Consider the following 15739-nt stretch of genomic DNA (forward strand, 5'->3'; position numbering starts at 1 on the left):
CGCCGACCGCGCCGCGCGACTCGCCTTCCGCAGAGCCCCTAGACGAGCGACTCGCGCCAGGCGGCGTGCAGCTGCGCGAACTTCCCCGACCCGGCGATGAGCTCGGCCGGCGTGCCGTCCTCGATCACCTCGCCGTGCTCCATGACGAGCACGCGGTCGGCGATCGCGACGGTCGAGAGCCGGTGCGCGATGATCACCGCGGTGCGGTCGGCGAGCAGCGTCTGCAGGCCGATCTGCACGAGCCGCTCGCTCGGGATGTCGAGCGACGCCGTCGCCTCGTCGAGGATCAGCACGACCGGGTCGGCGAGGAACGCCCGCGCGAACGAGATCAGCTGCCGCTGCCCCGCCGAGACGCGGCCGCCGCGCTTGTTGACGTCGGTGTCGTACCCGTCTGGCAGCGACTCGATGAACTCGTGCGCCCCCACCGCGCGCGCCGCCGCGACGATCTCGTCGCGCGTCGCCTCGGGCTTGCCGAGCGCGATGTTGTCGGCGACCGTGCCCGAGAACAGGTACGCCTCCTGCGTGACCATGACGATCGCGCGCCGCAGATCCTTCGGGTGCAGCTTCCGCAGGTCGACGCCGTCGAGCGTCACCGCGCCCTCGCTCGGGTCGTAGAAGCGCGCGATGAGCTTCGCGAGCGTCGACTTGCCGGCCCCCGTCGTGCCGACGAGCGCGATCGTCTGCCCGGCCGGGATGGTGAGCTCGAGGCGCGGCAGCACGACCGAGTCGTCGTTGTACGAGAAGCGCACCTGGTCGAAGTGCACGGCTCCGCGCGCCTTCCACAGGTCGATCGGCGTCGTGGGGTCGGGCACCGACGGCTTCTCCTCGAGCACGCCCGAGATCTTCTCGAGCGCGGCGGCGGCCGACTGGTACGAGTTGTAGAACATCGCCATCTCCTCCGCCGGGTCGAAGAACCGACGGGTGTAGAGAACGATGCCGAGCAGCGAGCCGATGAGCAGGTCGCCCTCGATGATCCGGAACGCCCCGACGAGGAGCACGGCCGCGACCGTGATGTTGCCGATGAGCACGAGCCCGGGATCGAAGATGCCGAAGACCTGGATCACGCGCGCGTTGGCGTGCCGGTAGTCCTCGACGAGTCCGCCGAAGTGCTCCTCGTTGCGCTTCTCCTTCCGGAACGCCTTGACGGCGCGGATGCCCGTCATGGTCTCGACGAACTGGACGATGAGGCGCGCGGAGGCCACGCGCGTCTGCCGGAAGAGCTTCTGCGATCGCACCTGGAACCACCGCGTAAGCGCGATGAGCGGGATGAGCGCGACCGCGAGCACGAGGCCCGAGGTGGGGTCGAGCAGCACGAGTGCGGCGGCGGTGAAGCCCATGTAGAGGGCGCCCGAGACGAGCTGCGTGAGCCCCGCATCGAGCAGCTCGCGGATCGAGTCGAGGTCGCTCGTCTGCCGCGCGATGATGCGCCCCGAGGTGTACGACTCGTGGAACTCGAGCGACAGCCGCTGGGTGTGCAGGAACACGCGCTTGCGCAGGTCGAGCAGGATGGCCTGGCTCAGCCGCGCCGCCATCACCTGGAACAGCGCGATGAAGCTCGCGCCGGCCACGCCCGTCAGAACGTAGGCGGACACGATCAGGACCAAGGGCATCCAGTCGCCCTGCCCCTGCAGCGCCGGGAGTCCTCGGTTGATGCCCGCCGCGATGAGGGCGGGACCGGCCACCTGCAGCGCGATGGACAGCACGATGACCGCCATCGTCGCGATGGCGCGACCGCGCACCGGGCGCACGAGCGACCCGAGCAGGCGCAGCGATCGCCGACGCAGGGCGCGCGACTCGGCCTTCGAGAAGTCGTCCCTCTCCTCGCCCTCGACACCGGTGACGCTCATCGCTTGACCTCCCCGTCGCGCTCGATGACGCGCGACTCGCGATCGACGGCCTCGCGGCGCCGACCCTCTTCCTCCGCGAGCTTGAGCTCGCGATCCTCGCGCTCGGTCTGAGCGAGCTCCTCGTCCTCGAGCGACGAGATGACGTAGCGGTAGTGCTCGTTGCGCCTGAGCAGCTCGCTGTGGGTGCCGACGTCGGTGATGCGCCCCTCCTGCAGGAGGGCGACGCGGTCGGCCATCTGCACGGTGGAGGGTCGGTGGGCGACGATGAGTCCGGTCGTCGTCGCGAGCACGCGCCGCAGCGCCGCCTCGACGAGCGCCTCGGTGTCGACGTCGAGCGCCGAGAGCGGGTCGTCGAGCACGAGCACCGCGGGGCGCGCGGCGACCGCGCGCGCGAGTGCGAGGCGCTGCCGCTGGCCGCCGGAGAGGCTCAGCCCCTCCTCCCCCACGGTCGTGTCGACGCCGTCGGGCAGCCGGTGCACGAAGTCGGCCTGGGCGATCTCGAGCGCCTCGGCGAGCACGCGGTCGGCCTCGGCGCGCACCGCGGGGTCGTCGCCCTCGAGCTCGGGGCGGCCGAGCAGCACGTTGTCGCGCACGCTCGCCGAGAACAGCGTCGCGTCCTCGAAGGCCATCGCGATGTGGCGGCGCAGCTCCTCGCGCGACAGGTCGCGGATGTCGACGCCGTCGAGCAGAACGCGCCCGCTCGTGACGTCATACAGGCGCGTCGCGAGCGCGGTGAGCGTCGTCTTGCCGCTGCCCGTGATGCCGACGAGCGCCATGGTCTCGCCGGGCTCGAGGGTGAGATCGAGCCCCGCGAGGGTCCCGGGGCGGTCGGCAGGGGCATCCTGGTACCGGAACCCCACGTTCTCGAACGTCAGCCGCCCCTCGGGCGCACCGATCGTGGCCGGATGCGCGGGGTCGACGATCGCATTGACCTCGTCCATGACCTCGAAGTATCGGTCGGTCGCCGACCGCGTGTCGTAGGTCATGGCGAGCAGGAACCCGATCGACTCGACGGGGAAGCGCAGCACCGTCGCCGTGGCGAAGAAGGCCAGCAGCTCGCCCACGCTCAGCTCGCCCGCCGCCGCGAGCCCCACGCCGCCCAGCAGGCACAGCGCGAAGGCGACGTCGGGGATCATGATGAGCCAGAAGTAGATGCCGGCGACGGAGCGCGCCTTCTCGATCTCGGTCGAGCGCAGCAGCTCGGCCTGGTCGGCGAACTTCAGCAGCGAGTGCTTGCCGCGACCGAACGCCTTGAGCACGCGGATGCCGTGCACGCTCTCCTCGACCGCTGTCGCGAGGTCGCCCTGCTGGTCCTGCGCGCGGCGCGAGATGACCGAGTACTTCTTCTCGAAGACGTAGCCGTAGATCCAGAGCGGGGCCGAGCACACGAGGAACAGAAGTCCGAGCCAGGGGTTCCAGTACACGAGCACGCCGAAGCCGATGACGATCGTCACGACGTTGACGACGAGCAGCACGAGGCCGAACGAGATCCAGCGGCGGATGAGGTTGAGGTCGCTCACGGCGCGCGACAGCAGCTGGCCCGACTGCCACCGGTCGTGGAAGGCGACGGGGAGGTCCTGCAGCTTCGCGTAGAGGCCGTTGCGCATGCGCGCCTCGATGTGGGTGCCGGGCGTGAGCACGAACCAGCGGCGCAGGGCGATCATGACGGCCTCGAGCACGCCGAGCACGAGGACGAGCACGACGGCGGGCACGATCGCCTCGGACGAGCCCGACGACAGCGGCCCGTCGACGAGCTGCTGCAGCACGAGCGGGATCGCGAGCGCGACGACTCCGGCGAGCAGCGCGGCGACCATGCCGAGGTAGATGCGCGGCATCGCCGGCTTCGCGTACGGGTACAGCCGGGCGATGGCCCTGGCCGTGCTCAAGCGGGGTCGGTCGTGCTGCGTCGTCGACATGGTGGTCCTCTGGCGGCGCGCTCCGATCGTGTCGGGGCGCGCATCGAAGCGGCGGATGCCGCAGTCAGGTGGCGGATGCTGGTGGCTGCTGGTGCGGTGCCGGGCTGCGACCGCCCCCGATCGGGAGCGGCGCAGCGGAGCCTTCCAGCCTAGACCCGGAGCGGAGGGATTGTCGACACCGGTTCCGGGTCGGCGCCTAGTGGAAGAAGTGCCGCTCGCCCGTGAGGTACATCGTCACGCCGGCCGCCTGGGCCACCGCGATGACCTCCTCGTCGCGCACCGAGCCGCCGGGCTGCACGACCGCGCGCACGCCCGCGTCGATGAGCACCTGCAGGCCGTCGGCGAAGGGGAAGAACGCGTCGCTCGCCGCGACCGAGCCGCGCGCCCGGTCTCCGGCGCGCGACATCGCGAGGTGGCACGAGTCGACGCGGTTGACCTGGCCCATGCCGACGCCTACCGAGGCGAGGCCTGCGGCGAGCAGGATCGCGTTCGACTTCACGGCGCGGCAGGCCCGCCACGCGAACTCGAGGTCGGCGAGGGTCGCATCGTCGGCGGGCTCGCCGCTCGCGAGCGTCCAGTCGGAGGCCGGTGCGAAGCGGTGGTCGGCCTGCTGCCGCAGCATCCCGCCGCTCACCTGGCGCAGCTCGACGCTCGGCACGGCGAAGCCGGCGGGCAGCTCGAGCAGGCGGATGTTCTTCTTCTCCATCAGCAGCGAGAGCGCCTCGGGCTCGAAGCCGGGAGCGACGACGACCTCGGTGAAGATCGGCGCGATCGACGCGGCGGCCTCGGCGGTGATGACGCGGTTGGCGGCGATGACGCCGCCGAACGCCGACACGGGGTCGCACGCGTGGGCGGCCGCGTGGGCCTCGGCGATGCTCGACCCGACGGCGATGCCGCACGGGTTCGCGTGCTTGATGATCGCGACGGCGGGAGCCTCGTGGTCGTACGCGGCGCGCACGGCGGCGTCGGCGTCCACGAAGTTGTTGTACGACATCTCCTTGCCGTGCAGCTGGCGCGCGTGGGCGATGCCCTGCGCGCCGTCGACGCGGTAGAGCGCGGCGGCCTGGTGGCTGTTCTCGCCGTACCGCAGCACCTGCTGCAGCGTCGCGTGCACGTCGATCGTCGCGGGGCTGCCGCCGGCCGCGGGATGCTCGGCGCGGATGCCGAGCGAGTCGGCGAACCAGCCGGCGACGGCGGTGTCGTACGCGGCGGTGTGCGCGAACGCCTTCGCGGCGAAGCGCTGGCGCTGCGCGAGCGTCGTACCGCCGAGCGTCACGGCCTTGCTGATCATGACGTAGTCGGCCGGGTCCACGATGATCGCGACGTTGGCGTGGTTCTTCGCCGCGGCGCGCACCATCGCGGGGCCGCCGATGTCGATCTGCTCGACGACCGCGTCGCCCTCGGCGCCGCTCGCGACCGTCTCCACGAACGGGTAGAGGTTGACGACGACGAGGTCGAAGGCCGCGATGCCGAGCTCGGCGAGCTGCCGCTCGTGGCTCTCGAGCCGCAGGTCGGCGAGTACGCCCGCGTGCACGCTCGGGTGCAGGGTCTTCACGCGCCCGTCGAGCGCCTCCGGGAAGCCCGTGACGCTCGAGACCTCGGTGACGGGATGCCCGGCCGCCGCGATCGTCGACGCCGTCGAGCCCGTCGACACGATCTCGACGCCCGCGCCCGCGAGGGTCGCGGCGAGCTCGAGCAGCCCGGTCTTGTCGCTCACGCTCACGAGCGCGCGGCGCACGGGAACGGCGTCGCGGTGGCGGTACGAGGCGGGGTCGTGGGCGGGGCCGGCCATGGGGGTGCTCCTCGAGGTGTGGGGTACGGAGGGGTGGAGGTGCGGTTCTAGAGCGCGGCGAGGTCGATCTCGCCCGTGGCGATGCCGCGCACGGTGTTGATGAGCAGGCGCCGCTCGACGGGCTTGATGCGCTCGTGCAGGCTGTGCTCGGTGTCGCCGGGCAGCACGGGCACGCGCTCCTGAGCGAGGATCGGCCCGGAGTCGACGCCGGCGTCGACGACGATGACGCTCGCGCCGGTCTGCTCGACACCGGCCGCGAGGGCGTCGCGCACGCCGTGGGCTCCGGGGAACTCGGGCAGGTAGGCCGGGTGCGTGTTGATCACGTTCGGCGCGAGCGCGCCGACGACGGTCACGGGCAGCAGTCGCATGAGCCCGCTCAGCACGACGAGGTCGGGCTCCCACTCGCGGATCGTCGTGAGCAGCTCCTCGCCCCAGGCCTCGCGAGAGGCGAACGACGAGTACGGCACCGTGAAGCTCGGAACCCCGAAGGCCTCGGCGTGCGCGAGACCGTCGGCCTCGCGGTCGGCGCCGACGGCGACGATGTGCGCGGGGTAGTCCGCGTGCGCCGACGCCTCGAGCAGAGCGCGCAGGTTCGACCCGCCGCCCGAGATCAGTACGACGACCCGCAGCACGCTCCCAGGCTACTCGCTGCGCGGATGAGCATCGGACGCCCGAGCGGCCCAGGGCACGCGGACTCCGCCGGCGAGCAGGCCCAGTGCGGCGCCGACGAGCGTCTCGACGAGCATCCAGACCCCCACGGCGACCGGGTCGGGGCCGACCGTCGCGAGGCGACCCGGGCCCGCCGCGCCCGCGGCGATCCAGGCCGAGAAGGCGGCGAGGATGCCCGCGGCGAGCGCCGCCGCCCCCGCCGTCGCGAGCGCCCAGGGCTCCGGTCGCCGGTCGGGGCCGAGCGCGGCGACGAGCCGCGGCCGCACGAGCACGCCCGCGACGAAGGCCGCGAGCACCGGCACGAGCACCACCACGAGCCCGGGGCTCGCATCGCTCGTCGGCAGGGCGCCGAGCAGCGGGACGGCCGGGAGCGGCCCGACGACGGTGCCGAGCGGCGAGATCGCCGAGCCGGTGCCGATCGCGAACCCGGGGCCGATGAGCCACGAGGCCGTCCAGAGCACGACGGTCGGGATGAGCGCGAGCTGCCCGACCGTGAGGGCGATGCCGCCGAGCACGTCGGCCTGCACGCTCTCGTACAGGGCGATGACCTGCCCGTAGCCGAGGACGAGCGCGGCGGCCGTCACGACGCCGGCCGCGCCGACGACGGTGATGACGGCGCCGGAGCCGAGGCGCAGCGCCGAGCCGATGATGCCGCGCGCGAGGGAGGGGAGGCGCTCGAGCAGGGCATCCGCCCGCTCGCGCCACGGACCGCGCGCGTCGAGCGAGGCGACGCCGAAGCCGAGAGCGAAGACGAGAGCGGGGAAGATCGCGGTCTGCCCGCGCGCGATGAGAGCCGCGGGGTGGGTCGCGCTGAGCGCCGCGAGACCGCCGATGACGAGGATGCCCGCGATCGCGACCGCGCCGCCGAGCGCCCGGTGCGGCTCGCCCAGCGATCGCCGGCCCATCTGCCACCCCGCGAGCAGCGTGAGCGCCGCGAAGCCGAGGAGGGCGAGGGAGACGCGGAAGGGCTCGGCCGCCGCGTCCGCGCCGACGGCCGCGGCGGTCACCGGGTCGAGCGCGAAGGTCACATCGGCGCCGTGCCCGATCGCCCAGATGTCGACGGATGCCCGCCAGAACGGCAGCCAGTCGAGCTGGAAGCCGAACTGCACCGCCCACATCACGGTGAGGATCGACAGCGGGATGCCGATGCCGATGCCGACCACGAGGAACGCCTCGAGAGCGGAGAAGAGGACAGTCGACCGGCGGTTCATCGGGGGCGAGCCTACCGGCGGGGCTAGCTGGCCAGGGCCTCCCGCGCCGCCGCTCGGGCCGCCGCCGGATCGGTCGCCGCGCACGCCGCCTCGGCCGCGGCCCGGCACTGCGCGAGCGTCGCGGAGGACACGATCGCCCCCACCGCGGTGATCGCGCGCGCCGCCATCGACAGGCTCGTCACGCCGAGCCCCACGAGCACGGGCGCGAGCGCGGGGTCGGCGGCGGCCTCGCCGCACACCCCGACCGGGGTGCCCGACCGGGTGCCCGCCGCGCCGATCAGGCGGATGGCGCGGAGCACCGCGGGTTGCCACGGGTCGGCGAGGTGGGCGAGCTCGCCCGACATGCGGTCGGCGGCCATCGTGTACTGCGAGAGGTCGTTGGTGCCGATGCTCACGAAGTCGACGGCGGCGCACAGCTCGTCGGCGACGAGCGCCGCGGCCGGAGTCTCGATCATCACGCCGACCGTGGCGTTGCCCGCGGCGCGGGCGCGCGCGGCGAACTCGGTCGCCTCGGCGACGGTCGCGATCATCGGGGCCATGACCCAGGCATCCGCCCTCTCGGCGCCGGCGGCGCGCGCGATCGCGCGCAGCTGCGCGTCGAGCACCTCGGGGTCGCGGCGGGAGGTGCGGTAGCCGCGGACTCCGAGCGCGGGGTTCGGCTCGTCGTCGGAGGTGAGGAACGGCAGGGGCTTGTCGCTGCCGGCGTCGAGGGTGCGGACGACGACGCGCGCACCGGGGAAGGCCGCGAAGACCTCGCGGTAGGCCGCGATCTGGTCGTCGACGCTCGGCTCGCTCGTGCGGTCGAGGAAGCAGAACTCGGTGCGGAACAGCCCGACGCCCTCGGCCCCGCGCTCGACGGCGCGGCGGATGTCGCGGGGGGCGCCGACGTTCGCCCCGAGCACGACGCGGTGCCCGTCGGCCGTCTCGCCCGGGCCCTCGAAGGGCGGCAGGGTGATGACGCCCGTCGCGGTCGCGCGCGTGCCCTCGTCGGGCTGGACGATGAGCTCGCCCGTGTCGCCGTCGACGAGAACGACGGTGCCGTCGGCGAGCGCCGTCGCCCCGGCCGCGCCGACGATGGCCGGCAGACCGAGCTCGCGCGCGAGGATCGCCGTGTGCGAGGTCGGACCGCCCTGCTCGGTGACGATCGCGAGGCAGCGCTCGGGGTCGAGGCCGACCGTGTCGACGGGGGCGAGGTCGTCGGCGACGAGGATGAACGGGTGGTCGCGCTCGGGCACACCCGGCCGCTCGACGCCCGTGAGACGGGCGATGATGCGGTCGCGCACGTCGACGAGGTCGGTCACGCGCTCGGCCATGCGCCCGCCGAGCTCGCGGTACTGCGCGGCGGTGCGGCCCAGCTCGACCCAGACCGCGCGCTCGGGCGTGAGCCCCTCGTCGCGCACGAGCGACTCGGCCGCACGATGCAGGGCCGGGTCGGCGGCGATCGCGGCGGTCGCGACGAGCACGTCGCGGCGCTGGCCGCTGAGGGTCTGCGCCGTCGTGTGCATCTCGCCCGCGACGGCGAGCATCGACTCGCGCAGGCGCGTCGCCGCGCCGCGCCGCTCGTCGGCGGGGATGCGCGCGGCCGCGTCAGGCTCGTCGGCCGCGTGCACCATGACGGCGACGGGGCCGACCACACGGCCGGAGCTCACGCCCAGGGGGTGGGACAGGGCGGCAGGGCGCGCGGGGGCGACGGGGGCCGAGGCGGCGGGGGCGGCGGCCGGGGCGGCGGGTGTCGCAGCGGCGCCGTCGAGCTCGGCGAGCTCCTCGCCGAAGCCCGACTCGATGAGCGCGCGCACCTCTTCGACCGCCTCGGCGGCGCCCGCGCCGCTCGCCGCGATGCGGACGATCGTGCCGGGGCCCGCGCCCAGGATGGCGATGCCGATCGGGCTCGTCGCGTCGACCGGGCCCTTCGACCCGGTCGCGAGAGTGAGGGCGACGCCGCGCTCGGCCACGAGACCGGCGATCTCGGCCGCCGGGCGGGCGTGAAGGCCTGCCACGTTGCGCACGACCGCCTCCGCGATCGCGGGCGGGGGTGCGGCCGACGCGAGGTCGTCGACGGGGGCCGGCGGGGCATCCGCCGCGTTCGTCGCGTCGGCGGTCGCGGAGTCCCCACTGACGACGGGCGCGTCCCCCAGCTGCTCGCTCTTCGGACGCAGGGCGCCGAGCGCCTCGGTGGCGACGGTGTCGAGGTCGGCCCCGCCGGCCGCGCGGACGACGGCCGCGAGGAGGCCCTCGACGAAGGGCGCCGAGACGAGGCGCACGCGGAGATCGGGGTCGGCCACGAACTCGAGCGCCATCTCGGCGCTCATGACGGCCGAGCCGAGATCCATGAGCACGACGACGCCCGCGCCGCCCGCGCCGACCTCCACGATCGCCTCGGAGACCCGCACCGCATCGGTGCCCGTGCCGCCATCGGCCGTGCCCGCCGCGATCGCGATGGGCGGCGGATCGCCCGCGACCATCTCGAGGGCGAGGGCGACGGCCGCCTCGGCGAGGGGTCGACTGTGCGAGACCGCGACGATGCCGACGCGGGGGGCTTCGACGCTCACGACGCCGTGACCTCCGCGAGGGCGTCGAACAGCAGCGCGGTAGAGGTGGCGCCGGGGTCGAGGTGGCCGGCGCTGCGCTCGCCGAGATAGCTCGCGCGACCCTTGCGGGCCACGAGCGGCTCGGTCGCGTCGCGGCCGGCTTCGGCGGCATCGCGGGCCGCGGCCGTCGCCTCGGCGAGGGATGCGCCCGAGGCGATCGCCGCATCCATCGCCTCGAGCGCGGGCGCCATCGCGTCGAACATCGTCTTGTCGCCCGCCTCGGCCTTGCCGCGCGCGACGACTCCGTCGAGCCCGGCGCGGAGGGCGGAGGAGAGCGCCGCCGCATCGCACTCCGCGACCGCCCCGGCCGTCATCCCGAGTCGGAGGAAGAAGGTGCCGTAGAGCGGCCCGCTCGCCCCGCCCACCGACGTGACGAGGGTCATCCCCACCGTCTTGAACAGCTCGTCGGCGGTCGTGGCGGGCGAGGCGCCCACCTTCTCCATCACGGCGGCCATGCCGCGGGCCATGTTGGCCCCGTGGTCGGCGTCGCCGATGGCCGAGTCGAGCTCGGTCAGGTACGACCTGTGCTCGGTGACGCGGTCGCGGAAAGCGGCGAGCCAGGCGGTGAAGCCCTCGATCGTGATGGTGTCGGTGGTGCTCATGGTTCTCCTCGGTCTCGGCGTCGGTGCCGGGGTGGCAGGCGGTGCGGGGTGCGGGTGGTCGCGGCGGCGCTCTCGGTCAGCGACCCCAGCGGAGACCGCTCGTCTCCACGGGGGCGTCCCACAGCGAGACGATCTCGTCATCGGCGCGCAGCACCGTGACCGAGCAGCCCGCCATGTCGAGCGAGGTGATGTAGTTGCCCACGAGGCTGCGGGCGACCGTCACGCCGTGCTTCTCGAGGATCGCCGCGACCTCGCCGTACATGAGGTACAGCTCGATGAGCGGCGTGCCGCCCATGCCGTTGAGCATGACGATCGTCGGGGAGGAGCCGAAGTCGAGGTCGCCGAGGATGGGCTCGACGAGCTGCTGGGCGATCTCGCTCGCCGTGCCCATCGGCACGCGATGCCGACCGGGCTCGCCGTGGATGCCGATGCCGATCTCCATCTGGTCGTCGGGCAGGTCGAACGTCGGCTTGCCGGCCGCGGGCACCGTGCAGCTCGTGAGCGCCATGCCCATCGAACGGCCGTCGCCGTTGACCTTCTCGGCGAGCGCCACGATCTCGTCGAGGCTGCGGCCCTGCTCGGCGGCGGCGCCGACGATCTTCTCCAGCAGGACGGTGAGCCCGACGCCGCGGCGCCCCGCGGTGTAGAGCGAGTCCTGCACGGCGACGTCGTCGTTGACGACGACGGTGCGCACCTCGACGCTCGCCTCCATGGCGGCGAGCTCGGCGGCCATCTCGAAGTTCATGACGTCGCCCGTGTAGTTCTTGACGATGTGCAGAACGCCCGCGCCGCGGTCGACGGTCTTCGTCGCCTCCTGCATCTGGTCGGGCGTCGGCGAGGTGAACACCTCCCCCGCGCAGGCCGCGTCGAGCATCCCGAAGCCGACGAAGCCGCCGTGCAGGGGCTCGTGACCCGACCCGCCGCCGCTGACGAGGGCGACCGTGCCGTGGTCCTTCGGGGTGGCGCGGTAGATGATGCGGTTCTGGTGATCGACGCGGAGGTCGGCGTGCGCGGCCTCGATGCCGCGGAGCGCGTCGGCGAGGACGTGATCGGGGTCGTTGATGAGCTTCTTCATGACGAGAGGGTTCCTTCCTTCTTCGCAAGGGTTTCCTTGAGGCCAGTCTTGTCGCCTTCAGTGTGAGCCAACAGGGCGAATGCGAGTGCGGCGAGTGCACCGGCGAGCAGTTCGGCGCCGACGTACACGGGCCACTGCTCCCACGCCACCTCGCCGCCCAGCAGCTGCTGGACGAGCATCGGCCCCGTCGTGCGGGCGGGGTTGATGGATGCGCCCGTGGTCGGGGCGACCGGGATGATCGCGGCGAACACCACGAAGCCGATCGCGAGGCCCGCCCAGCCCGGCGCCGCGCGGCGGTAGATCACGCCGAAGACCGCGAACACGAGCAGGAAGGTGCCGACGAACTCGGCGAAGAACGCCTGGTACCAGGGCACGGTCGCCGCATCGTAGGCGGCGACGCCGAGGCCGACCTCGCTCGCGCGGGCCCCGAGCACGCCGACGATGGCGAACGAGCCGGCGATCGCGCCGGCGACCTGCGCGGCGAGGTAGGCCGGGACGTCGCGCCACGGGAACTTGCCGCTCACCGCGAGGGCGATGGTCACGGCCGGGTTGATGTGGTTGCCCGAGATGTACCCGAACACGTAGACGGTGACGACGACGATCGTCCCGAACGCGAGCGAGATCATGCCCAGGTCGGCCATCGTGAAGGGCGCGTCGCCGTTCACGATGAGGGTGGCGGGCACCGAACCCACCCCGACGAAGACGAGGAAGGCGGTGCCGAGGAACTCGGCGGCGAGCTTCTGCCACTGCCGGTTGTCATCCATATGTGCTCCTTCGAACATGCGGATCATCGATGGCGATGGGCGCCGAGTGAGCCGGGTTTTCCGGAACACCTTTCGATAATGTCGAATATGCGACGAGAATGCGGGTGCTGTCAAGAGCGAATCGCTGAGGGGTTCGGCGATTGCGGATGGCGAGGCGCACAGCACGCATAATGGGCGGAGACCGAGGAGGTTCGACGATGATCCAGGCGATCGATCGCGCCGCGCGCGTGCTCACGTCGCTGCAGGGCGCCCGGCACCTCGGCATCACCGAGCTCGCGGCGATCCTCGAGCTCCCGCCGTCGACCGTGCACGGCATCGTCAAGTCGCTGCAGGCCCACGGCCTCGTGGCGAAGGAGCCCGGCAGCCAGCGCTACATGCTCGGCCCTGCACTGCTCAAGCTCTCGAACGTCTACCTCGACACGCTCGACGTTCGCGCGCGCGCGATGCGCTGGACGCGCGAGCTCGCCCGCCGCACCGGGCTCTCCGCCCGGCTCGGGGCCGAGCTGTTCGACGAGGTCATCATCATCCACCACAACCGGCGCCCCGACGGCAGCCAGCAGATGCTCGAGACGGGCCTCACCATCCCCTCCCACGCCTCGGCGCTCGGCAAGGTGCTGCTCGCCTACCACCCGTCGGCGGCCGACGAGCTGCTCGCGAAGCCCCTGCGCAGCCTCACGGGTGACACCATCACCGACCCGGCGACGCTCCGCCTCCAATTCGCACAGATCGCTGAGCGCGCCCTCGCCTTCGAGGAGGACGAGGCGGTCCTCGGCGAATCGTCCGTCGCCGTGCCCGTCGCCGACCGCAGCGGCTCCGTCATCGCCGCGGTCTCGGTCGTCATGCCCTCGAGCGAGTGGCCCCCCGAGGCGGGGGTGCTCAACGACCTGCGCGAGACGGCGCGCAACATCTCCCGCGAGCTCGGCTCGTCGAGCTGGCCGCCCGCGGTGAGCCCGCGCGACGACGACTGACCCGGCGGAGCGCGGCCTCGGTCGACGATCGGGTCCGGGCGAGCATCCGCTGATTCGGTGCGCCCGCCGGGGCATGCGAACGGCCCCGCCGCTCACGAGGAGCGACAGGGCCGTCGATGGTGCGGATGCCCGCTAGAGCCCCGCGATGATCTCTCGCATGAGGGCGGCGGCCTCGCTCGGCGTCTTGCCGACCTTCACGCCGGCGGCCTCGAGCGCCTCCTTCTTGGCCTGCGCCGTGCCGGCCGAGCCGGAGACGATCGCGCCCGCGTGGCCCATCGTCTTGCCCTCGGGGGCCGTGAAGCCCGCGACGTAGCCGACGACGGGCTTGGTGACGTTCGCCTTGATGAAGTCGGCCGCGCGCTCCTCGGCGTCGCCGCCGATCTCGCCGATCATGACGATCGCCTTCGTCTCGGGGTCGGCCTCGAACGCCGCGAGGGCGTCGATGTGCGTCGTGCCGATGATCGGGTCGCCGCCGATGCCGATGGCGGTCGAGAAGCCGAGGTCGCGCAGCTCGTACATCATCTGGTAGGTCAGCGTGCCCGACTTCGACACGAGGCCGATCGGGCCCCTGCCGGTGATCGTCGCGGGCGTGATGCCCACGAGCGCCTCGCCGGGCGTGATGATGCCCGGGCAGTTCGGGCCGATGATGCGGGTCGTGCCGCCCTTGGCCTTCGCGTGCGCCCACAGCTCGGCCGAGTCGAGCACGGGGATGCCCTCGGTGATGATCACGAGGAGGGGCATCTCGGCGTCGATGGCCTCGATCGCCGCGTCCTTGGCGAATGCCGGCGGCACGAACGCGATCGAGACGTCGGCGCCCGTGGCCGACATCGCCTCGGCGACCGTGCCGAAGACCGGGAGCTCGACGGTCGAGCCGTCGGCCGCGGTGTGCGAGACGGTCGTGCCGGCCTTGCGGGCGTTGACGCCGCCGACGACCTGGGTGCCGGCCTTCAGCATGAGCGCCGTGTGCTTGGTGCCCTCGCCGCCGGTGATGCCCTGGACGATGACCTTGGAGTCCTTGTTGAGGAAGATCGACATGTTCGCGTCCCTTACTTCGCAGCCAGCTCGGCGGCCTTGTCGGCGCCCTCGTCCATGGAGCTCGCGATCGTCACGAGCGGGTGGTTCGCGTCGGCGAGGATGCGGCGACCCTCCTCGACGTTGTTGCCGTCGAGTCGGACGACGAGCGGCTTGGTCGCCGTGTCGCCGAGGATCTCGAGGGCCTTCACGATGCCGTTCGCGACGGCGTCGCACGCGGTGATGCCGCCGAAGACGTTGACGAACACGCTCTTGACCTGCTCATCGCCGAGGATGACGTCGAGGCCCGCGGCCATGACCTCGGCCGAGGCGCCGCCGCCGATGTCGAGGAAGTTGGCGGGCTTCACGCCGCCGTGCGCCTCACCGGCGTAGGCGACGACGTCGAGCGTCGACATGACGAGTCCGGCGCCGTTGCCGATGATGCCGACCTCGCCGTCGAGCTTGACGTAGTTGAGGTCGTGCTCCTTGGCCTTGGCCTCGAGCGGGTCGGTCGAGTCCTTGTCCTCGAGCGCCGCGTGGTCGGCCTGGCGGAACGAGGCGTTCTCGTCGAGGGAGACCTTGCCGTCGAGGGCGACGATGTCGCCGGCGCCGGTGAGCACGAGCGGGTTGACCTCGACGAGCGTCGCGTCCTCCTCGACGTAGACCTCGTAGAGCTTCACGAAGACCGGCGCGACCTTCTCGATCAGCTCGGTCGGGAACTTCGCCTCGACCGCGATCTCGCGCGCCTTGTCCAGGTCGATGCCGCGACCCGGGTCGACCTCGACGCGCGCGAGCGCCTCGGGGCGCTCCTCGGCGAGCTGCTCGATCTCCATGCCGCCCTCGTAGCTGCACAGCGCGAGGTAGCTGCGGTTGGCACGGTCGAGCAGCACGGAGAAGTAGAACTCCTCCTTGATGTCCGCTCCGGCGGCGACCATGACGCGCTTGACGACGTGGCCCTTGATGTCGAGGCCGAGGATCGCCTCAGCGGCGGCCTCCGCGTCCTCCGGCGTCTTCGCTACCTTGACGCCGCCGGCCTTGCCGCGGCCTCCGGTCTTGACCTGAGCCTTCACGACCGTGACGCCGCCGAGCTCCTCGGCCGCGGCGCGGGCTTCCTCAGGGGTGTCGGCGACGATGCCGGCGAGCACGGGAACACCGTGCTTCTCGAACATGTCCCGTGCTTGGTACTCGAAAAGATCCACGCTCTGCTCTTCCCATCCACGTGCGATGTACGTCGGAACCGGCCGGCGGTTCTCGGTCTCGAGGTGGTTCGACGTCGAGAGATCTCTCGATATCGAG

The 15739-nt window shown here is 72.5% G+C and carries 12 protein-coding genes; 1 reads left to right on the forward strand and 11 read right to left on the reverse strand.

What is annotated here, in order from left to right:
• Positions 1–38: 38 nt before the first annotated feature.
• The 9 genes from ASG83_RS03185 to ASG83_RS03225 form a co-directional block, all read right to left on the reverse strand.
• A complete protein-coding gene (locus tag ASG83_RS03185; RefSeq protein WP_055857059.1) occupies positions 39–1847 on the reverse strand; it encodes an ABC transporter ATP-binding protein in 1809 nt (602 codons plus the stop codon).
• Positions 1844–3763 (reverse strand): ABC transporter ATP-binding protein, encoded by a 1920-nt coding sequence (locus ASG83_RS03190; protein ID WP_082599044.1) that lies wholly within the window; start codon positions 3761–3763, stop codon positions 1844–1846. Before ASG83_RS03190 ends, ASG83_RS03185 begins: the two co-directional genes overlap by 4 nt.
• 196 nt (positions 3764–3959) lie before the next feature.
• Positions 3960–5555, reverse strand: a complete 1596-nt coding sequence (gene purH, locus ASG83_RS03195) for a bifunctional phosphoribosylaminoimidazolecarboxamide formyltransferase/IMP cyclohydrolase (RefSeq protein ID WP_055857062.1) — start codon at positions 5553–5555, stop codon at positions 3960–3962.
• Between the two features lie 47 nt (positions 5556–5602).
• Entirely contained in the window at positions 5603–6187 is a 585-nt protein-coding gene (gene purN / locus ASG83_RS03200; RefSeq protein ID WP_055857064.1) for a phosphoribosylglycinamide formyltransferase, read from the reverse strand.
• 9 nt (positions 6188–6196) lie between these two features.
• Positions 6197–7435 (reverse strand): DUF6350 family protein, encoded by a 1239-nt coding sequence (locus ASG83_RS03205; protein WP_156710929.1) that lies wholly within the window; start codon positions 7433–7435, stop codon positions 6197–6199.
• A 23-nt stretch (positions 7436–7458) separates the two neighbouring features.
• Positions 7459–9984 (reverse strand): phosphoenolpyruvate--protein phosphotransferase, encoded by a 2526-nt coding sequence (gene ptsP / locus ASG83_RS12375; protein ID WP_082514840.1) that lies wholly within the window; start codon positions 9982–9984, stop codon positions 7459–7461.
• Entirely contained in the window at positions 9981–10625 is a 645-nt protein-coding gene (dhaL, locus tag ASG83_RS03215; RefSeq protein ID WP_055857069.1) for a dihydroxyacetone kinase subunit DhaL, read from the reverse strand. The genes ptsP and dhaL overlap by 4 nt, the downstream gene beginning before the upstream one ends.
• A gap of 76 nt (positions 10626–10701) precedes the next feature.
• A complete protein-coding gene (dhaK, locus tag ASG83_RS03220; RefSeq protein WP_055857072.1) occupies positions 10702–11700 on the reverse strand; it encodes a dihydroxyacetone kinase subunit DhaK in 999 nt (332 codons plus the stop codon).
• On the reverse strand, positions 11697–12464 hold the full coding sequence (locus ASG83_RS03225; RefSeq protein WP_055857075.1) for an MIP/aquaporin family protein: 768 nt from the start codon (positions 12462–12464) through the stop codon (positions 11697–11699). Before ASG83_RS03225 ends, dhaK begins: the two co-directional genes overlap by 4 nt.
• Positions 12465–12661: 197 nt before the next feature.
• On the opposite strand from ASG83_RS03225, the gene ASG83_RS03230 reads away from it, so the two are divergent.
• Positions 12662–13432, forward strand: coding sequence for an IclR family transcriptional regulator (locus tag ASG83_RS03230; RefSeq protein ID WP_055857079.1), 771 nt, complete (start codon positions 12662–12664; stop codon positions 13430–13432).
• Positions 13433–13564: 132 nt separating this feature from the next.
• Here ASG83_RS03230 and sucD read toward each other — a convergent pair whose 3' ends face one another.
• A complete protein-coding gene (sucD, locus tag ASG83_RS03235) occupies positions 13565–14467 on the reverse strand; it encodes a succinate--CoA ligase subunit alpha (protein ID WP_055857081.1) in 903 nt (300 codons plus the stop codon).
• Between the two features lie 11 nt (positions 14468–14478).
• A complete protein-coding gene (sucC, locus tag ASG83_RS03240) occupies positions 14479–15642 on the reverse strand; it encodes an ADP-forming succinate--CoA ligase subunit beta (protein WP_055857087.1) in 1164 nt (387 codons plus the stop codon).
• Between the last annotated feature and the right edge of the window lie 97 nt (positions 15643–15739).

The sequence above is a fragment of the Yonghaparkia sp. Soil809 genome (assembly GCF_001429705.1).
Lineage (GTDB): Bacteria > Actinomycetota > Actinomycetes > Actinomycetales > Microbacteriaceae > Microcella.